Annotated in this window: 21 protein-coding genes; 10 read left to right on the top strand and 11 right to left on the bottom strand. The window is 72.7% G+C overall.

Annotated features, from left to right (window positions below; translation table 11 throughout):
* Positions 1-7 precede the first annotated feature (7 nt).
* Complete coding sequence (ddaH, locus tag ACFY61_RS21950; RefSeq protein ID WP_389474270.1) at positions 8-820, bottom strand: dimethylargininase; 813 nt, start codon at positions 818-820, stop codon at positions 8-10.
* 196 nt (positions 821-1,016) lie between these two features.
* On the opposite strand from ddaH, the gene ACFY61_RS21945 reads away from it, so the two are divergent.
* Positions 1,017-1,343 carry a chorismate mutase gene (locus tag ACFY61_RS21945; protein ID WP_389474268.1) on the top strand — a complete coding sequence of 109 codons (327 nt, stop codon included), beginning with the start codon at positions 1,017-1,019 and terminating at the stop codon, positions 1,341-1,343.
* 28 nt (positions 1,344-1,371) lie between these two features.
* Here ACFY61_RS21945 and ACFY61_RS21940 read toward each other — a convergent pair whose 3' ends face one another.
* Positions 1,372-2,091, bottom strand: coding sequence for a dienelactone hydrolase family protein (locus ACFY61_RS21940; RefSeq protein WP_389474267.1), 720 nt, complete (start codon positions 2,089-2,091; stop codon positions 1,372-1,374).
* Positions 2,092-2,168: 77 nt separating this feature from the next.
* Positions 2,169-2,789: a TetR/AcrR family transcriptional regulator gene (locus tag ACFY61_RS21935; protein WP_389474265.1), complete on the bottom strand. Its 621-nt coding sequence runs from the start codon at positions 2,787-2,789 to the stop codon at positions 2,169-2,171.
* Positions 2,790-2,934: 145 nt separating this feature from the next.
* Between ACFY61_RS21935 and ACFY61_RS21930 the strand changes: the two genes are divergently transcribed.
* From ACFY61_RS21930 to ACFY61_RS21920, 3 genes are all read left to right on the top strand, one after another.
* Complete coding sequence (locus ACFY61_RS21930; protein ID WP_389474263.1) at positions 2,935-3,429, top strand: hypothetical protein; 495 nt, start codon at positions 2,935-2,937, stop codon at positions 3,427-3,429.
* A gap of 145 nt (positions 3,430-3,574) precedes the next feature.
* Positions 3,575-4,132, top strand: coding sequence for a hypothetical protein (locus ACFY61_RS21925; protein ID WP_389474262.1), 558 nt, complete (start codon positions 3,575-3,577; stop codon positions 4,130-4,132).
* Positions 4,129-5,322, top strand: coding sequence for an MAB_1171c family putative transporter (locus ACFY61_RS21920; protein WP_389474260.1), 1,194 nt, complete (start codon positions 4,129-4,131; stop codon positions 5,320-5,322). The genes ACFY61_RS21925 and ACFY61_RS21920 overlap by 4 nt, the downstream gene beginning before the upstream one ends.
* An 81-nt stretch (positions 5,323-5,403) precedes the next feature.
* Here the strand turns inward: ACFY61_RS21920 and ACFY61_RS21915 are convergent, their stop codons facing one another.
* The 4 genes from ACFY61_RS21915 to ACFY61_RS21900 form a co-directional block, all read right to left on the bottom strand.
* Positions 5,404-6,300, bottom strand: a complete 897-nt coding sequence (locus tag ACFY61_RS21915) for a hypothetical protein (RefSeq protein ID WP_389474258.1) — start codon at positions 6,298-6,300, stop codon at positions 5,404-5,406.
* Positions 6,297-7,310: an SPFH domain-containing protein gene (locus ACFY61_RS21910; protein ID WP_389474256.1), complete on the bottom strand. Its 1,014-nt coding sequence runs from the start codon at positions 7,308-7,310 to the stop codon at positions 6,297-6,299. Before ACFY61_RS21910 ends, ACFY61_RS21915 begins: the two co-directional genes overlap by 4 nt.
* A 117-nt stretch (positions 7,311-7,427) precedes the next feature.
* Positions 7,428-7,940 (bottom strand): CAP domain-containing protein, encoded by a 513-nt coding sequence (locus tag ACFY61_RS21905; RefSeq protein WP_389474254.1) that lies wholly within the window; start codon positions 7,938-7,940, stop codon positions 7,428-7,430.
* 444 nt (positions 7,941-8,384) lie between these two features.
* Positions 8,385-8,858 carry a MarR family winged helix-turn-helix transcriptional regulator gene (locus ACFY61_RS21900; RefSeq protein ID WP_389474252.1) on the bottom strand — a complete coding sequence of 158 codons (474 nt, stop codon included), beginning with the start codon at positions 8,856-8,858 and terminating at the stop codon, positions 8,385-8,387.
* A gap of 81 nt (positions 8,859-8,939) precedes the next feature.
* Here ACFY61_RS21900 and ACFY61_RS21895 point away from each other — a divergent pair, with 81 nt between their 5' ends.
* A complete protein-coding gene (locus ACFY61_RS21895; protein WP_389474250.1) occupies positions 8,940-9,320 on the top strand; it encodes an HGxxPAAW family protein in 381 nt (126 codons plus the stop codon).
* Between the two features lie 82 nt (positions 9,321-9,402).
* Here the strand turns inward: ACFY61_RS21895 and ACFY61_RS21890 are convergent, their stop codons facing one another.
* Positions 9,403-9,693, bottom strand: coding sequence for a hypothetical protein (locus ACFY61_RS21890; protein WP_389474248.1), 291 nt, complete (start codon positions 9,691-9,693; stop codon positions 9,403-9,405).
* Between the two features lie 82 nt (positions 9,694-9,775).
* Between ACFY61_RS21890 and ACFY61_RS21885 the strand changes: the two genes are divergently transcribed.
* The 4 genes from ACFY61_RS21885 to rox all read left to right on the top strand — a co-directional run bounded on the left by ACFY61_RS21885 (position 9,776) and on the right by rox (position 15,346).
* Positions 9,776-10,516, top strand: coding sequence for a class I SAM-dependent DNA methyltransferase (locus ACFY61_RS21885; RefSeq protein WP_389474247.1), 741 nt, complete (start codon positions 9,776-9,778; stop codon positions 10,514-10,516).
* 386 nt (positions 10,517-10,902) lie between these two features.
* On the top strand, positions 10,903-12,981 hold the full coding sequence (locus ACFY61_RS21880; protein WP_389474245.1) for a SpoIIE family protein phosphatase: 2,079 nt from the start codon (positions 10,903-10,905) through the stop codon (positions 12,979-12,981).
* A 164-nt stretch (positions 12,982-13,145) separates the two neighbouring features.
* Positions 13,146-13,778 (top strand): hypothetical protein, encoded by a 633-nt coding sequence (locus ACFY61_RS21875; RefSeq protein WP_389474243.1) that lies wholly within the window; start codon positions 13,146-13,148, stop codon positions 13,776-13,778.
* 140 nt (positions 13,779-13,918) lie between these two features.
* Complete coding sequence (gene rox, locus ACFY61_RS21870; protein ID WP_389474242.1) at positions 13,919-15,346, top strand: rifampin monooxygenase; 1,428 nt, start codon at positions 13,919-13,921, stop codon at positions 15,344-15,346.
* A 57-nt stretch (positions 15,347-15,403) separates the two neighbouring features.
* On the opposite strand, the gene ACFY61_RS21865 is transcribed toward rox, so the two are convergent.
* From ACFY61_RS21865 to ACFY61_RS21855, 3 genes are read right to left on the bottom strand one after another with little or no spacing between them, the layout of a single operon-like run.
* Positions 15,404-15,652: a hypothetical protein gene (locus ACFY61_RS21865; protein WP_389474240.1), complete on the bottom strand. Its 249-nt coding sequence runs from the start codon at positions 15,650-15,652 to the stop codon at positions 15,404-15,406.
* Positions 15,600-15,812, bottom strand: coding sequence for a maleylpyruvate isomerase N-terminal domain-containing protein (locus tag ACFY61_RS21860; RefSeq protein ID WP_389474238.1), 213 nt, complete (start codon positions 15,810-15,812; stop codon positions 15,600-15,602). Before ACFY61_RS21860 ends, ACFY61_RS21865 begins: the two co-directional genes overlap by 53 nt.
* A 47-nt stretch (positions 15,813-15,859) precedes the next feature.
* On the bottom strand, positions 15,860-16,441 hold the full coding sequence (locus tag ACFY61_RS21855) for a TetR/AcrR family transcriptional regulator (protein ID WP_389474236.1): 582 nt from the start codon (positions 16,439-16,441) through the stop codon (positions 15,860-15,862).
* A 63-nt stretch (positions 16,442-16,504) separates the two neighbouring features.
* On the opposite strand from ACFY61_RS21855, the gene ACFY61_RS21850 reads away from it, so the two are divergent.
* Positions 16,505-17,029, top strand: coding sequence for an SRPBCC family protein (locus ACFY61_RS21850; RefSeq protein ID WP_389474234.1), 525 nt, complete (start codon positions 16,505-16,507; stop codon positions 17,027-17,029).
* Positions 17,030-17,032: the final 3 nt, after the last annotated feature.

The following is a 17,032-nucleotide window of genomic DNA, read 5'->3' as shown; positions in this document are numbered from 1 at the left end:
CGCGTCGTCAGGACGCCTTGCGCAGCTCCAGCGTGCAGCACTTCACGCTGCCGCCGGCCTTGAGCAGCTCGGACAGGTCGACGCCCAGGGGACGGTAGCCGCGGTCGCGCAGCTGCGCGGCCAGGCCCACGGCCCCCTGCGGGAGGACGACGTTGAGACCGTCCGAGGTGGCGTTGAGGCCGAAGACGCGGGCGTCGGCATCGCCGGCGATCAGCGCGTCGGGGAACAGCCGGCGCAGGACGGCCCGGCTGGAAGCCGAGAACGCCGGCGGGTAGTAGGCGACGGTCTGGTCGTCCAGCACGCTCAGCGCGGTGTCCAGGTGGTAGTACTCCGGGTCCACGAGGGTCAGACTGATCACCGGCCGGCCGAAGAAGTCCTGGGCCTCCGCGTGCGAGCGGGGGTCGCTGCGGAACCCGGTGCCCGCCAGCAGCAGATCACCGACGAGGAGGTAGTCGCCCTCGCCCTCGTTGACCAGTTCGGCGGTCTTGGGCCCGGGGAACCCGTTGCCGTGCAGCCAGTCGCGGTACGCGGGAGCCTCCGCGACCCGCTCCGCGTCACGGAACCTCGCCACGAGGGCGCGGCCGTCGATCACCGTGGCCCCGTTCGCGGCGAAGACCATGTCCGGCAGGCCCTCGACGGGCTCGATCAGGTCCACCGTGTGGCCGAGGTCCACGTACACCTGGCGCAGCTGCTCCCACTGGGCCACGGCCAGAGCCCTGTCCACCGGCTTGCCCGGGTCCATCCACGGGTTGATGGAGTAGACCACGTCGAAGTACGTGGGGCGGCACATGAGGTAGTGCCGGGGCGTCGCAGTGCGCATGGTGTGAGTCCCTGGGGTGATGGGCTGTCCTCTTGCCGTCGCTCCGTCAGCGACCCGAGGCAGAACGCGAGTAGTAAAGCAAGGCTTACCTAAATTCCGCAACGGGGGGTTACGATGCAGGAGTTGGAGGCGAAGCAGCGTGCCGGACGCAGGACGGCCGGCCCGCGCCCGTCGCTCTCGGGGAGAGGAGTCGGTCATGCCTGCACCCGTGGACGGACCCGTCGAGCAGGCGCACCGGAAGGTCGCGGAGCTCGACGACGCCGTGATGGAACTCGTCCGCAGGCGCACCGCCGCTCACGCGGAACTCGTCGCCCTGCGGGTCCGGGCCGGCCTGCCCGCCACGGAACTCGCGCGCGAGAACGAGGTCATGCGCCGCTACAACGAAGCCCTGGGCCCGAGCGGTACGGCACTCGCCCTGCTCCTGATGGAGCTCGCCCGCCGGACCCGGGTGCCCGAGGTGCGCATCCCGGCCCGGCCCCGGCGCCAGGGCGAGCAGGCCAGGATCGAAGCGCACCGGGCGTAGCCGGCACCGTGACCGCGCTGGTCGACCGCTACGGGGTCAGGCACTCGGCGAGCAGGCCGACGACGTCGTGCCAGGCCCGCCGCGCGTGCAGTGGGTGGTGGCCGACGCCGGGGACCACGGGGTGGTCGACCGGCGGGTGGTGGAAGGCGTGCAGGGCGCCGCCGTAGACCACGAGGCGCCAGTCGACGCCCGCCGCCTGCATCTCGGCGGCGAAAGCGTCCCGTTGCGCGAGCGACATGATCGGGTCTTCCGACCCGACCCCGGCCCACACCGGGCAGCGGATGCGCGCGGCCTCGCCCGGGCGGCCCGTGGTCAGCGCGTTGACCGTCCCGATCGCACGCAGGTCGACGCCGGCACGACCGAGCTCCAGCGCGACGGCGCCCCCGGTGCCGTAGCCGACGGCGGCGATCCGGCCGGGGTCGGTCCGCGGCTCGGCGCGCAAGACGTCGAGCGCCGCATGACCGATGTCCCGCATCCGGTCCGGGCTGGCGAGCAGCGGCATGCAACGGGCCAGCATCTCCTCGGGGTCACCCAGGTACCGCCCGCCGTGAAGGTCGAAGGCCAGCGCCACGTATCCCAGCTCGGCGAGAGCATCGGCCCGGCGGCGCTCGACGTCGCTGAGCCCCGTGCCCTCCGGCCCGAGCAGCACCGCCGGCCGGCGATCGACTCCGGCCGGGAGGGCGAGGTACCCGATCATCGTCAGACCGTCGGCCGGGTACTCGACCGTGCGCGTCGTCATCGTGGTCATACGACGGGACTGTAGTGATCGTCGGTCCGGTCGGGCCGCTGTTCCGCCGCCGGCGGAACAGCGCGGGCGGTCGGCGGTCAGCGGTAGGCGGCGAGGAAGGCGCGGACGCCGGCGGCGGCGTAGTGGTCGAGGTCGGCCTCGGTGTGCTGGGGGCCGCCGTGGAACATGGCCTTGTTCACGGGGATCCACAGCAGCAGGCCGGAGAAGTGGTGGGCGGCCAGGAGCGGCTCCTCGCACCGGAGCAGCCCGTGGTCGGCGAGGCGCTCGAAGGTGCCCGCCAGGGTGGCCAGGACCCGTTCGAACCCCTGCTCGTACCAGCTGGCGCCCAGTTCGGGGAAGGAGTCCGCGTTGGCGATGACCAGGCGCCGGAGCTGGAGCACCTCGGGCCGGGTGAGTGCGGCCAGGAACTGGCGGGCGAGACGGGTCAGGTTGTCTTCCAGGGCTTCTGCGTCGGCCGGGATGTGGGCCACCAGGTCGACCATGCCGTCGATCCGGTCGGTGGTGGCCAGGACGATCTCGGCGAACAGCTTCTCCTTGTCGGAGAAGTGCTTGTAGACGGTCTGCTTGGACACCGCGGCCAGCTTGGCGATGTCGTCCATGCTGGTGCCGGAGTAGCCCTTGTTCATGAACGCGCTGGTCGCCGCCTCCATGATCGCCTGGTGCTTCAGCGCCGACCGGCCCTGCTCGCTCGCTTCCATGCCACCTCCCGGGTTCGGTACTGGACGGTCCCAGTCGTCAGGGCAAGTACTGTACCGTCCAGTTCCATGATTGGGTGTGGGAGTACCCCCACACCGCCGACGCGCCGCGGGATAGGGTCGGACAGTGGCAGGAGGAGAGCAGGGCATGAGCGAAGAGGAACCGGAACTGTCCGGCGGCGAAGGCGGCGAAGGGGGCGAAGGCGGCGAAGCGCCCGATCCGGCGGCCGAGGTGCTCGCCCGTCGGATCGAGTACCTCTTCGAGTACGTGCAGCCCCTGGGCCGCCGGTACACGCTGCAGGAGGTCGTCGACGGCATCAAGGAGGCCGCGGGGCCCGGCGACGCCAAGCTGTCGGTGGGCCGGCTGTGGGCACTGGCCAAGGGCAGGGCGCCGAATCCGACCGTGGGCACCCTGCGCGTGCTGGGCGCGTTCTTCGGCGTACCGCTGGCCTACTTCGTCGACGACGAGGTCGAGGCCCGGGTCTCCGCCCAGCTCGCCCTGATCGCCGCGATGCGGGCGAACGACGTGCGCTCGGTGGCGCTGCGCGCGGCGGCCGTGGCGACCATGTCGACGCAGGGCATCGAGGCCGTCCGTTCCCTGATCGAGAAGGGCGGCGCCGCCGCGGGCGGGCCGAGCGCATAGCGGCGCCGCCACGCGCCCGCGACGCCCCGCGGCCCCGGGAGGGGGCCGCCGGAATGTGTCATGTCCCTGTGTAAAGATCGATGGATCACGCACGGCCTGACCAGCCGCGCGGCCGTCCGGCTGCACAAGGGGACACGGAAGACGCATGGACCGCGAAGACTGGCGGGCCCTCAGGGGGAGATATCAGGCGCTGATCCGGCGCTTCGCACTACCGCACCCCTTCCAGGTGGAACACCTCTGCGAGGCCATCGCCGCCGAGCGCGGGCGGCCGCTGCACCTGCTGCCGATGCCGGACTCCATGCCCGTGGGCGCCGGCGTCTGCGGCATGTGGGTTTCCTTCGGCTCCGCGGACCAGGTCTACTACAACGTGGTGACCAGCCGCCCCCACCAGACCCACATCATCCTGCACGAGCTCGCCCACATCCTGCTCGACCACCGCGAGTCGACCGCTCCGGAGCCGGCGATGCTCGCCCAGCTCTTCCCCGACCTCGATCCGGCCATGGCCGCCCGCCTGCTGGGCCGCACCAGGACGACGGCCACGACCCGGCAGGAGCAGGAGGCCGAACTGCTCGCCTCGGTGATGTGGCAGCACTTCAGCGCGGCGCCCGCGACCCTGCCGACCGCCGCACCCCACACGGCCGACACCCTGAACCGGGTGATCGGCGCCTTCTCCCACCGTTCCACACCCCCGAGGTCCCGTTGAGGCTCTTCGACTTCGTCGCCGTCCCACCGCTGTGGCTGTTCGTCTTCTGGAAGCTGCCCGGGATCCGGGCGGCGCCCCGGCAGCACCGGTTGATGTGGCGGATGTGGGCGATCTGGGCCGTGGCCTTCACGATCGGCATCCCCGCCGTACGCCGGGTCATCGATGCCGCCGTGGGGCTGGAGAGCTTCACCAACCTGCCCGTCCACATGCTGTCGTTGTGCGCGATGGCGATGCTGTTCGAGTTCATCCGGGAGGCCACGGGGGCGCGCCACCACGGGATGGCGCGCCTGCGCTGGGCCGTGCTGGGCCTGGCCGAGGCGGGGCTGGTGGTGACCTTCGCGCTCACCCCGCTGCCGGACGGCGAGGCGGACCTGGTGACGGCCGTCAACTCCCCTGCGATGACGGCCTATTGGATGATCTTCCTCGGCTACGTGGCGTACGGGGTGGTGAGCGCCATCCGGCTGTGCTGGCGTTACGGGCGGCACGCCGCGCCGGGTCCGACCCGGACCTCGATGCGCCTGCTGGGCCTGGCCAGCTGCCTGGGCCTGGTGTACGTCGTTCACCGGCTGGTCCACCTGGTGGCGACGGCCGCGGGAGGGCCCGGGCCGTCCGCGCGCGGGGTGGTGGCGACCACGCAGGCCCTGCTCGCCGGGACCCTGCTGCTGCTCGTGGCCAGCGTGTGCTGGCCCTCGCTGGCGGAGGGGCGGCGGCGGGCCCGCCTGCGGCGGCAGGTGAAGGCCATCCGCCCGTTCTGGCGCCTGCTCACCGGGGCGACCCCGGAAGTCGTGCTGCCGCTGCCGGAGGAGCTGCACGAGGACGAGGAACTCGTCCGGTACCGCTACGTCATCGAAATACGGGACAGCGCCATGGCCCTGTCCGGCCACGTCGGCGAGGCGGAGCAGGAGGACGCCCGCCGGGCCGCGGCCGACGCCGGGGTGCCCGGCCCGGAGGAGACGGCCGAGGCGGCGGTCCTGCTGTTCGCCGCGGGGTGCGAACGGGCGGGCCTGCCGCCCAGGTTCCCCGAGCACGCCCTGGTGCAGGAGAGCGCCGACCTGGACACCGAGGCCGAGTGGCTGCGCAGGGTAGCCCTGGCGGCTGCGGCGCCGGCGGCGGCCAGGATCGCCGAAGCCCTCCGGGCCGCAGCGGAGGCGGCGGACGGCGTGAACGCCGGCCACCGCGGTACCGAGTAGGCCGTGCGCCCCGGTACGGCGGGCTGACCAGGCCCCACCGGCCGGCAGGCGGCGTCGACCCGACGTCGACGGGCAGGGCGGTCATGCCAGCAGGCGCAGTGATGCCGCCGCGATTCCCACCCGTACGCTCTGGCCCCAGCTCAGCTGCAGCGCATCGGCTTCCATCCCGTCGCCGAAGACCACGAGCCGGTCCGATTCCACGGTCAGCCGCAGCCCCTGCTCGCGCTCGAGATGGCCGGAGGTCCTCGAGGTTCCGGTGGCGGGGGACGGCCAGGCCTCACGCACGAACCACAGGAGCCGGCGGTCGCAGGGCGCGGGCAGCCGGGTGGTGCTGCCGCGTTCCAGCCACAGGGAGCGCAGCCAGCCGGTGGCCCCGGTGCCGGTGCCGACGATCACGCCGGAGGACGCCTGGGGCTCGCCCGGGCCCTGTTCGCCGTCGGGGCCCAGGCGGTAGCGCGCCGTCTGGTGGCCGGGCGGGCCCAGATAGATCTCGTTCAGCGCGAGCAGGCGCTGGGTGTCGTCGGCGACGGCCTCGACCATGGTCAGTTCTTCCGTCCGCCCCCCGGCGATCGCCGCACGCAGGAGGGCGGCCGTGTCGGCGCAGCGGTGGCGGACCAGGACTCCCGGGTTGCGACCCGGGTCGGTGTCGATGCCCACCACCGGCTGCCCGGAGAGGTACTTCGCGGTGTTGGCCACCAGGCCGTCCTGCCCGACCACGACCACCACGTCCTCCGGCGCGAACAGGAAGCGGTCCAGGTCCGCCCGTTCGACCTGGGAGCTGCGCCAGGTGAGCGGAACCGCCGCGGCCACCTCCCGCAGCGCCCGCCGGGTCCGGTTGTGGCGCTCGAGCACCTCGTCGATCGAGCGGTGCCGGCTGGAGAGGAAGAACGCGGCCTGGCCGTGCGTCCCGTGGCGGTCGATCAGTTCCTCGTACTCGGTCCTGCGGTGCACGAGCACCGCCCGGGGGGCCAGGCTCACGTGTCCGCCCCGGGACCCGGTCGCCCGAGCCTGCCGATCAGCCCGGTGAGGACGTCGGGGGTGAGCGTGATGCTTTCGACCCGCGGCAGGTTCTCCGCCAGGCGGGTCGCCGCCAGGGCGTACAGCGTGCCGGGGCCGGTCTCGCCGTGCACCCGCAACCAGGCGGCCTGGGCCTCCGCACGCGCCGAGCCGGTCTCGCGCGCCGCCGCGGCGTCCGCGCGGGCCAGACGGACCTTGCGCTCCGCCTCGGCCTCGGTCCGTACTCGGTCGGCCGCCGCCTTCTCCTCGGCCTCGCGCCGGGAGTTGATGCCCCGCTGCTCCACCAGCTGTTCCTCGCGCCGGGCCAGTTCGATCTGGCTGGCCAGCTCGTTCTCGGCGATCGCGCGCTCGCGTTCGACGGCGACCGCCCGCCGCTCGTAGGTGGCCCGGTCCGCCTCCATCTGGATCTGTTCGCGGGCCGGCGTCCGCAGGGCGCGCTCCACCTCGGGTTCGGGCCGGATCGCGACGACGCGCACGGCCACCACGTCGAGGCCGGTGGCCGGGAGTCTGGGCTCGGCGGCGAGGCCGGCGGCGACGCTCTGCCGCACGGCCGCGACGCCGTCGACCAGGGCGACGGCCAGTGGAGTGCGGGCCAGCACGTCCAGGGTGTGCTGCTGAGCGGTCTCGGTGAGGAGGGTGGAGATCTGCTCCAGCGGGGCTCCGCGCCAGCTGCCGGTGTCCGGGTCGACGGAGAAGTCGAGCCGGTCCGCCGCCTCGGCCGGGTCGCTGATCCGGTAGGTGACGGTGGCCTGCACGGTGACGTCCTGGAAGTCGGCCGTGCGGGCATGGAACGCCATGGCCAACTCCCGCTCGTCGACGGGAACTTCGGACAGTGCCGCCGACAGCGACCGGTACCAGAAGCTGAGCCCGCGGCCGTCGTGGACGAGTCGGCCGCGCTTGTGGTGGCGGATGTGACTGGTGGGCGCGGATCGCAGATGACGCCAGCCGAAGCGCCGGGTGATGTCGGCCATGGTGAACCCCCTCATTTCGTCACCATGACGATAATGGAGGGGTGGCGATATCGTCAAGTGGACGAGAACAGGCGGGCGACCGGCGCGGTGCGGGGGCACCGCGCCGGTCGCGCGGCCTCAGCGGGCCGTCGCGAAGTTCTGGGTCCAGTAGTGGCTGGTCCCGGAGAGGCCGACGCCTATCTCCTTGAACGAGCAGTTGAGGATGTTCGCCCTGTGGCCGGGGCTGTGCATCCAGGCGTTCATGACCTTGGCGGGGGTGTTGTAGCCGTAGGCCACGTTCTCGCCGTAGGTGCGCCACTGGTACCCGGCGCGGGTGATGCGCTGGCCGGGGTTGGAGCCGTCGGAGCCGGTGTGCGACATCCGGTGGTGGCGGGCCTGGTCCCGGCTGTGGCTCTGGGCGGCCTTGGTCAGCTTCGCGTTGACCTTCACCGGGCGGCAACCGGCCTTGGCGCGCTCCCTGTTGACCAGCGCGACGACCTTGGCGGTCGGGCTGGTGGTGGCCGTCGCCGCGGGGGCGGCCGGCGGGGTTTCCTGGGAGGCCATGGCGGCCGTGGGTATGCCCGTGATGCCCAGGGCGGCGACCGCGATGGCCGCCTTCCGGAAGTGAGTCGTCCTGCGGTGCTTGTGCATGCGTGACCTCATTCGATGTGCGAAAGGCCGACGGCGCCGGGGTCTCCGGCGCCGGACGGGCCGCCATTCTTCGAAGTCGACGAGGACATGGCAAGTCGCTCCGCTTCGGCGTGCGTCAGCCGGGCCGCACCGAGCTTGAAATGAGCGCGCGGTCATGCAAGTCGCCCGGTCGGCGCCCGGCGCGCAATTTCTGACGATCAGTCAAAGTCCGTTTTCACCTGCGACTTCATCGTCCCGGTCCCTGATGCCGAGACGGGCATCGCGCCGGAGTCGGAGCATGTCGCTGCTCATCGGGCATGTGCGGACATAGCGAGGCGCGGCAGGCGGCCGTGATGCTTCCGTTACCCCGCAGTGATCCGTGATCCATGTCACGGTGCTCCGCGCTGGGACATCACTGCCGAAGTCGCGTCTGTGACGGACCGTGAGGCCCCGCCCGTTCCGCGGTCAGTCGTCGCAGGACTCGGCCAGGTAGTCGGCCGCCAGTCGGCCCGCCCGCGTGAACCAGTCGGCGAGGACGGCCACTTCGTCGGGCGTGTACTCGGCGAAGAGCTGGGCCAGGCGCACGTAGTACGGCTCGTAGACGGCCCGGACGCGGTCCGCGGCCGCCGGGACCGCGACCACGCGCACCCGTCGCCGGTCGGCGGGGTCCGGCTGCCGGGTCACGAAACCGCCGCGTTCCAGACGGTTCAGGATGCCCGTGACCGCGCCGGTCGTGACATGGGCCCGGGCCGCGAGGTCGCCCGCGGTGACCGGGGTGTCGCCGGCCTCGAGGACGTAGGCGAAGCAGATCAGGTCGGTCGCGCTGAGCCCGAGGTTCCGGGCGAACTCCTGTTGGCCGACCATGCTCGTCGCGATCAGGTGGTCCATCGCTCCGATCGCTTCGGCGGGGGTGGCGGCGGGGCGGGGGGAGCCTTCCATGAAAAATCCCTTAGCTGCTAAGATAAATTCCTCACTTGCTGAGACATCTTAGATCCGTGCAGGTCGGAAGGGGTTGCAAGGATGAGCGGACATGGGTACGACGAGGGCCACACCGTCGCCGGATGGACCGGGACGGCCGTGGCGACGGCCGGGGCGGCCCTGACCGGGGTGGGCGTGTGCGGGTGGGCCCCCGGCATCTGGTCGGGGCTCGGGGTGCTGGTGCTGGCCGCCCTGCTCACCTGGGCCCTGCACCTCGCGGGCTGGGGCAAGGCCCCCGGGCCCCGGCCCGTCGGCGAGTGGGGCCTGCGGTCCCGCGACCTGGCCGCTCGCGCCGGGCACGAGGACTGCCTCGGCTGCCGCCTGGCCGGCCGGCGCCGGGCGTCCGTACCGGACGCGGACGTCGGGGCGGCCGTGGCCCCGGTACTCGCGAGCGGCACCGCGGCCGCGGACCCGGCCTCCTGAAACCGGCGGACGGATGGGCCTGCCGGCGGCTGTGCGCCCGGGCGGACGCGCCCCCGCGCTGCCCCGACCGCCGGCGGGGCCGTCAGTCCCGGCCCGCCGCCGGGACGTGGCCCGCCGCTGTCCGCACCGTGGCCTCCAGCTCGTCGCGGTCCATCCCGAGTGTCTCCGCGAAGTGGTCCAGGGCCGTATCCAGCAGCCACCAGGGTTCGCGGGCGTCTTCCCAGGCGTCCCGCCAGATCACGTGCTGCTCGTCCGTCCACCGGGCCGAGTCGCCGAGCTCCTCCTGGAGCCGGGCCAGGTCGGCCTGCGCTTCGTCGGTCGCCTCCTGCATCTCTATCAGTTCGTCGAGCACGTCGGACAGTTCGGTTTCCATGGCGGGAGTCTAAGTACTCCCGAGGAAGTGATCTCCGAATTGTGTCGACAGGGCGCCTCGGCACCCGGCACAGTGGCCACCCGTGACGAGCAGTGAACTGTGGACCCGTGAGACCGCCGACCGCTACGACGCCGAGGAGGCCGGAGCGTCCTCGGCCGCCGTCCTCGGACCGACCCTCACCTTCCTCGCCGAGCTCGCCGGAGACGGCCGGGCGTTGGAGTTCGCCATCGGAACCGGACGGGTGGGCGTCCCGCTCCGGGAACGCGGCGTGCCGGTGGTGGGCATCGAACTGTCCGAGCACATGGCGGCGGTGCTGCGGCGCAAGACGGACGAGGAGACACTCCCGGTGACCGTGGGGGACATGGCCACCACCGTCGTCCCCGGCCAGTTCTCCCTGGTCTACCTCGTCTACAACACCATCACGAACCTGCTCACGCAGGACGAGCAGGTCGAGTGCTTCCGCAACGCCGCACGGCATCTGGAGCCCGGCGGCCGGTTCGTCATCGAGCTGGGTGTGCCGCCGCTGCGGTTCCTGCCGCCCGGCCAGGTCGCGGTGCCCTTCGACGTCTCCGAGCGGCATCTCGGCTTCGACACCTTCGACCTGGTCGAGCAGGTGCTCGTCTCGCACCACTTCACCCGTGACGGCGACGACGGCCGCTACCGCCGTGAGAACTCCCGGCACCGGTACGCCTGGCCGGCGGAGCTCGACCTGATGGCGCGGATCGCCGGGCTCGAACTGGAACGCCGGGTCGCGGACTGGGACGGAGCTCCGTTCACCCAGGACTCGGCGAAGCACATCTCCGTGTGGCGCAAGCCGGTCTGAGGCCGGCCACCGGGCCCTTCCCACGGTCTCGGCCGAGCCTGCCGGGAGCAGTGACGGGGACCTCGGACAGCGGGAGGCCGCCGGTGGCGGCAGCGGTGTGGGGGAGTGGGGGAGGGGCGGAGTGGCGGAGCCGGGTCCGCCGACGGGACGTGCCCCGCGTACCCGGGAATCGCCCGGCACGACCCCTGGGAGCCAGGCACGACCGCGACCGGTCAGCGCACGGCGCCCACCCCCGCGCCAACGGTCGCCGAAGGCGGAACCGAGTGTCCGACCTGCGCCGATGCCGCACGGATCGTGCGGCACCGGAGTCGAGGGGCAGCATGGAAGGGAGCCTTCGACCCGGCGCGCGCCCTGAGCGGGCTCCGCGAAGGAAGGAGCTGTCCAGGATGGGTGCCCACCAGCCGCGGCCCGGCCAGGGGCCGGACCGCCGGGCGGCGGCGTCGCCGCCGGGAGGGCTGCTCGACCTGCTCAGCGTCGCCGCCATCGTGCTGGACACCCGCGGTCGGATCGTGTTCTGGAGCCCCCAGGCCGACGAGGTCTTCGGCTACACCGCCGACGAGGCCCTCGGCCACGACGCGGCCATGCTGGTCCGCGAAGAGCACAAGGACCTCGTGGTCAAACTGTTCGCCGAGGTGATGAGCACCGGAGCGAGCTGGGCCGGCGCGTTCCCGATCCGGCACAAGGACGGCAGCACGCGCCTGGTGGAGTTCCGCAACATGCGGCTGCTGGACGACCTCGGCGACGTCTACGCCCTGGGCATCGCCGCCGACCAGCGGACGCTGCAGCGCGTGGAGACCGACCTGGCCCTTTCCCAGCGCCTGGTCTCACAGGCCCCGATCGGCATCGCCCTGCTGGACACCGACCTGCGCTACCTGCTGGTCAACCCGGCCCTGGAACGCATCAACGGCGTCCCGGCCGCCGACCACATCGGCAAGCACCCCCACGACATCCTGGCGTTCCTCGACATCGACACCATCGAGTCCGCGATGCGCCAGGTGCTGATGACGGGCACGCCCCTGATCGACCAGTACACCGTCGGCCGCACCAAGGCCGACCCCGAGCACGACCACGCCTGGTCGGTCTCGTACTACCGGCTCGACGGTCCCAGCGGCCGGGTGATCGGCGTCGCGAACTCGGTGGTCGACGTCAGTGAACGCCACCGGGCCACCACCGAGGCCGACCGGGCCCGGCGCCGCCTGGCCATGGTCGCGGACGTCTCCGCCCGCGTCGGCTCCACCCTCGAGGTGGAGCACACCGCCCAGGAGCTGGTCGACGTCGCCGTGCCCGACCTGGCCGACCTCGCGGCGGTGGACGTCCTCGACGACGTCCTGGCCTTCCGCCGCACCGCACCCTCCCACGAGCCGGGCCCGGAGCTGTTCCGCGCACTCGCCGTGGCCGCCGCCTACCCCACCCACGCCACCACCGCCTCCCTGGCGGCCGGCGACCTCGCGGCGTACGGCGCGGACCGGCTGATCACCCGTTGCGTCCACACCGGACAGCCCATCGTCGTCACCCGCGCCGACGGCGACGACCTGCGGCACATCGCCCGCGACGCCGATGCGGCGGCCGCCTTCGCACGGGCCGGCGTGCACTCCTACCTCGCCGTGCCGCTGATCGCCCGCAACGAGGTCCTCGGCGCGTTCGACCTGCTGCGCGCCCGCAACCCCCTCCCCTTCGACGAGGACGACGTCCTCCTCGCGGCGGAGATCGCCGCCCGGGCCGCCGTCGCCATCGACAACGCCCGCTGGCACCAGAGCGTCCGCAACACCGCCGAAACCCTCCAGCGCAGCCTCCTGCCGGGCCACCCGCCCCCGCTCGCGGGCCTGGACGTCGCCTCCCTCTACCAGCCCGCCCAGGCCACCCACGAGATCGGCGGCGACTGGTACGACGTCATCCCCCTGGAGGGCGACAAGACCGCCCTGGTGGTCGGCGACGTCATGGGCAACGGCATCGACGCCGCCGCCACCATGGGCCGCCTGCGCACCGCCACCTGCACCCTCGCCGACCTCGACCTCGCCCCCGACCAGGTCCTCCAGCACCTGGACAAGATCACCCGGGGCCTGGAGCACTACATCGCCACCTGCATCTACGCCGTCTACGACCCCCTCCACCACCGGTGCCACATCGCCAACGCCGGGCACCTCCCGCCCGTCCTCGCCCCAGCCGGCCACCACCCCAGGCTGCTCGACCTGCCCACCGGCGCGCCCCTCGGCGTCGGCGGCGTCCCCTTCGACACCACCGCCTTCGACCTGCGCCCCGGCGACCGGCTGGTCCTCTACACCGACGGCCTCGTCGAAACCCGCCACCACCCCATCGACGAACGCCTCGACACCCTGCTGCGCACCCTCGACGAACCGCGCCGGCCCCTTCAGGAGACCTGCCGGTGGCTCCTGCGCTCCCTGCGGTGCCCCGACGACCACGACGACGTCGCGATCCTCCTCGCACAAGCCGCGCCCACGCCCTGACCAGGCCGCGCCCTCCCGGGCAGGCGGGACGGTGGACTCGGCGGGACGATGAAGGGGGAAGCGCCGCACCGCGGCGTGCCCCGTACCAGCCGCCCGGCAAGCGGAGCGAACCCGTCGGGCCGGCGTGCGGCCGGCCCGCGCCCCCGCCCCACCGGAGGAGCGCCATGAACCGCCGCGTCCCAGCCCGTCGCCCCCGCGTCACCGCCCGCCTCACCGCCCTGGGCGCGGCACCGCTCATCGCCCTGTCCGCGCTCGCCCCGGCGGCCACGGCCGCGACCACCACCGCGCCCGCCGCAGCCGCAGCCGCCACCACGTTCCCGGACACCTGCCACCTGCGGAGCCTGCCCGCGGACCCGTACCACCTGGGCTGCCGCGAGGGCTTCGACCTGGGGGTGGCGGCAGGCCACGAGAACGGGCTGAACTGCCAGAAGCTCCCGCCCCCGCTGTCGCCCGTGAACCCCACCCCGTACGAGAAGGGCAAGCGGCAGGGCTACGTCGAGGGTTACAACCAGGCCTTCCAGCACACCTACGAGCGCAACTGCGACCTGCCCCAGCTCCCGCCGCCGCAGACGCAGCCGCCGCAGTCCCAGACGCCGGAGGGCATGGCCGCCGCGGGCCAGGCCGCCGGAGCCAAGTGGGGCGCGGAGGACGCCCGGCTCACCTGCACCCGCGAGCACGCCGACCTGACCCCGCCGGCGAAACCCGACACGCTGATCACCGCCTACCAGAACGGCTACCGCGTCGGCTACGACGTCGCCTACGACGAGGCGTACCGCCGGCACTGCATGAACAGATGACCTCGAGAAACAGCAAAGGCAAGGATCCCGACGGACTCCTTGCCATGTTCAACTTATAACGCATAGGGGGGCTTGCGGCAAGGGCCGGGGCATCGCTCAGAATCTCCCGCTGTAACCGGAAATTCCGAAACGGGGGTTCTATGTTCGACGTCGTCATCGCCGGTGCCGGACCGACCGGGCTGATGCTCGCCGCGGAACTGCGGCTGCACGGTGTGCGCGTGGTCGTGCTGGAGCGGGAGGCCGAGCCGACCAAGGTGGTCCGTGCGCTCGGCCTGCACGCCCGCAGCGTCGAGGTGATGGCCCAGCGCGGCCTGCTGGACCGGTTCCTGGCGTGCGGGCAGAAGTTCGCGGTCGGCGGGTTCTTCGCGGGCATCGACAGGCCGTGGCCGGAGCACCTCGACACCGCGCACCCGTACGTACTCGGCATTCCGCAGCCCGTCACCGACCGGCTGCTGACCGAGCACGCCGTCGCACTCGGCACGGAGATCCGGCGGGGCTGCGAACTGGTCGGAGTGGCCCAGGACGAGGACGGGGTGACCGTCGAGCTGGCGGACGGCTCGCACATGCGCTCGCGGTACCTCGTCGGTTGCGACGGCGGCCGCAGCACGGTGCGCAAGCTGCTCGGCATCGGCTTCCCCGGCGAGCCCGCCAGGGCCGACACCCTGCTGGGCGAGATGCGGGTGTCCGTGCAGCCGGAGACCCTGGCCGCCACGGTGGCCGAAGTCCGCAGGACACAGCTCCGGTTCGGGGCCATGCCCCTGGGTGACGGGGCGTACCGCGTGATCGTGCCCGCCGAAGGCGTGGCGGAGGACCGTACGACCCCGCCGACCCTCGAGGAGTTCAAACGGCAACTGCGGGCGCACGCCGGCACCGACTTCGGCGTGCACGATGCCCGCTGGCTGTCCCGGTTCGGCGATGCCACCCGGCAGGCCGAGCGCTACCGCGCCGGCCGGGTACTGCTGGCCGGCGACGCCGCGCACGTCCACCCGCCGACCGGCGGGCAGGGCCTCAACCTCGGCATCCAGGACGCGTTCAACCTCGGCTGGAAGCTGGCCGCCGAGGTCGGCGGCCGGGCGCCGGAGGGCCTCCTCGACAGCTACGAGAGCGAACGGCACCCGGTGGCGGCCGCGGTACTGGACAACACCCGCGCGCAGATGGAGCTGATGTCCACCGAGCCCGGTCCGCAGTCGGTACGCCGGCTGATCACGGAACTGATGGGGTTCGAGGAGGTGAACCGCCACCTGATCGAGAAGATCACCGCCCTCGGGGTCCGCTACGACCTCGGCGAGGGCCACGACCTGCTCGGCCGGCACCTGCGGGACGTGACGCTCAAGCGCGGCAGCCTGTACGAGCTGATGCACACTGGCCGCGGGCTGCTGCTCGACCAGACGGGCGGCCTGTCGGCGGCGGGCTGGGCCGACCGCGTCGACCACGTGGTCGACGTCAGCGACGAGTTGGACGTGCCCGCAGTGCTGCTGCGGCCCGACGGCCACGTGGTCTGGGCCGGCGAAGCCCAGCAGGACCTGGAGGCGGCACTCCAGCGGTGGTACGGCACCGCCGCCGACTGAGCAGCGGCGGGCGCGGTCCGCGAGGGGTGTGCCTGATCCGACCGCCCCCGCTACGTCCTACTCCTCCGGCTCCCAGGCGCGGAGCAGGTCGGGCAGCCCTGCGTCTCCGTCCACGCGCAAGGAGTCGGCGGGGATGCGGTCGTACAGGTAGAGGACCAGCTCACTGGCCGTGCCATGGACGGAGACGCCGGCCGCGTCGGAGTCGTGGCCGGTGGCGGCAGTGGGCGCGGGGATGCGGGTGGAGCGTGCGCCGTCACCGTCGACCGTGAGGCGCCAGGACCGGCCCCCGGTAACGGTCTCCGCCACCCAGGTGCTTCACCAGATCGAACAGCGTCCACCCGGGGCACGTCGGCACCGGTACGTCGAGACCGGGCGCGGCGGCGACCGCGGTACGGAAGGCGGTCGACCGTTCGTCGATCAGTCGCAGCAGGTCGGGGAACTCGAGATTCTTTTCCACGCCGGACATCTGTCACCGCGCTCCGCCGATGGACAGCGGTTCTTTGCCGGCCGGGGCTACTCCACGAGTGCCGCGGTGCACTGCTCGGCGAGGTCCTCCGCGTGCGGCGGTAGTTCGGTGCCCGCGCGGACATGGCGGCGGACGATGGACAGCGGGAGGTCGATCAATGCGAGCGTGACGCGCTCCCGGGCCTGTTCGCCGACGGCGCCCAGGGCCTCGCCGAGGCCGTGCACCGCGGCGAGGGTCCGGTGGTTGCCCGCATCGGCGCGGGTGATGTGCTCCTGTGACCAGTGCGCCCGGTCGAAGTCGGCGGCGCCGTACAGGAGGAGGGCCGCCTCCTCGGGGTGGTGGCGGCTCCAGGCGACCACGTGCCGGGACGCCGCGCGCGCCGCCCGGCGGGGATCGCCCTCGCTGCCGAGCACGTCGGCGTAGCCCTCCTGGAAGCGCTCCACCGTGCGCAGCCACACCTCCGCGAGCAGGGCCGTGCGGCCGCTGAAGCGGTGGTACACGGACCCGCTCGGCGCGCCGACGGCCTGGGCGACCGCGGACATGGTCACGCACGCCGGTCCGCCGGCGGCGGCGAGGCGGACGGCGGCGTCGAGGAGCTGCTCCGTACTGAAGCGGGGTGGTCTCGCCATGAAACAGAGGGTACCCTCCAATTTATTGGAGGGCTGTCTCCAATAAAGCGTTGGGGGAGAGACATGGGCGTCTACAACGTGCACGAGCGCCTGCTGGCCGCCGGAACCGGCGAGGTGGGCGCGCTCATCGACACACTGGCCGGCGGGGACGACGACCGGCTCTGGCCAGGCGAGCAGTGGTCGCCGATGGAGTTCGACCGCCCCTTGGGTCCCGGAGCCGCGGGCGGTCACGGACCGGTCCGGTACACCGTGACCGGCTACGTGCCGGGCCGGTGGATCCGCTTCGAGTTCACCGGCCCCAGCGGCTTCGACGGCTTCCACGAACTGGCCGTGCTGCCCGCCGGTCCCGACCACACCCGTCTGCACCACACCTTGACCATGTCCACGCGCGGCCCGGCCCGGCTCACCTGGCCGCTGGTCTTCCGCCCGATGCACGACGCCTGCATGGAGGACGCCTTCGACCGCGCCGAACTCGCCTGCACCGGCACGGTCCTGCGCCCGGCCCGCTGGTCGCGGTACGTCCGCTTCCTCCACGCCCTCGCCTCCCGCACCCTCCGCCACCGCGAGCAGTCCGGCGCCGACAGCTGAGCA

This window comes from Streptomyces sp. NPDC012888 (assembly GCF_042900645.1).
In the GTDB taxonomy this organism is placed as follows: domain Bacteria; phylum Actinomycetota; class Actinomycetes; order Streptomycetales; family Streptomycetaceae; genus Streptomyces.
Note: the sequence above shows the minus strand (reverse complement) of the source record. Positions and strands in the feature narration are given on the sequence as shown.

Bases quoted from the DNA above. Each gene is read 5' to 3' on its own strand.
- ACFY61_RS21940 (WP_389474267.1), bottom strand. From the start codon at position 2,091: ATGACCACGATGACGACGCGCACGGTCGAGTACCCGGCCGACGGTCTG.
- ACFY61_RS21900 (WP_389474252.1), bottom strand. From the start codon at position 8,858: ATGGAAGGCTCCCCCCGCCCCGCCGCCACCCCCGCCGAAGCGATCGGA.
- ACFY61_RS21910 (WP_389474256.1), bottom strand. From the start codon at position 7,310: ATGGCCGACATCACCCGGCGCTTCGGCTGGCGTCATCTGCGATCCGCG.
- ACFY61_RS21860 (WP_389474238.1), bottom strand. From the start codon at position 15,812: ATGTCCGGCGTGGAAAAGAATCTCGAGTTCCCCGACCTGCTGCGACTG.
- rox (WP_389474242.1), top strand. From the start codon at position 13,919: ATGTTCGACGTCGTCATCGCCGGTGCCGGACCGACCGGGCTGATGCTC.
- ACFY61_RS21925 (WP_389474262.1), top strand. From the start codon at position 3,575: ATGGACCGCGAAGACTGGCGGGCCCTCAGGGGGAGATATCAGGCGCTG.
- ddaH (WP_389474270.1), bottom strand. From the start codon at position 820: ATGCGCACTGCGACGCCCCGGCACTACCTCATGTGCCGCCCCACGTAC.
- ACFY61_RS21935 (WP_389474265.1), bottom strand. From the start codon at position 2,789: ATGGAAGCGAGCGAGCAGGGCCGGTCGGCGCTGAAGCACCAGGCGATC.
- ACFY61_RS21850 (WP_389474234.1), top strand. From the start codon at position 16,505: ATGGGCGTCTACAACGTGCACGAGCGCCTGCTGGCCGCCGGAACCGGC.
- ACFY61_RS21930 (WP_389474263.1), top strand. From the start codon at position 2,935: ATGAGCGAAGAGGAACCGGAACTGTCCGGCGGCGAAGGCGGCGAAGGG.
- ACFY61_RS21875 (WP_389474243.1), top strand. From the start codon at position 13,146: ATGAACCGCCGCGTCCCAGCCCGTCGCCCCCGCGTCACCGCCCGCCTC.
- ACFY61_RS21945 (WP_389474268.1), top strand. From the start codon at position 1,017: ATGCCTGCACCCGTGGACGGACCCGTCGAGCAGGCGCACCGGAAGGTC.
- ACFY61_RS21895 (WP_389474250.1), top strand. From the start codon at position 8,940: ATGAGCGGACATGGGTACGACGAGGGCCACACCGTCGCCGGATGGACC.
- ACFY61_RS21880 (WP_389474245.1), top strand. From the start codon at position 10,903: ATGGGTGCCCACCAGCCGCGGCCCGGCCAGGGGCCGGACCGCCGGGCG.
- ACFY61_RS21905 (WP_389474254.1), bottom strand. From the start codon at position 7,940: ATGCACAAGCACCGCAGGACGACTCACTTCCGGAAGGCGGCCATCGCG.
- ACFY61_RS21855 (WP_389474236.1), bottom strand. From the start codon at position 16,441: ATGGCGAGACCACCCCGCTTCAGTACGGAGCAGCTCCTCGACGCCGCC.
- ACFY61_RS21890 (WP_389474248.1), bottom strand. From the start codon at position 9,693: ATGGAAACCGAACTGTCCGACGTGCTCGACGAACTGATAGAGATGCAG.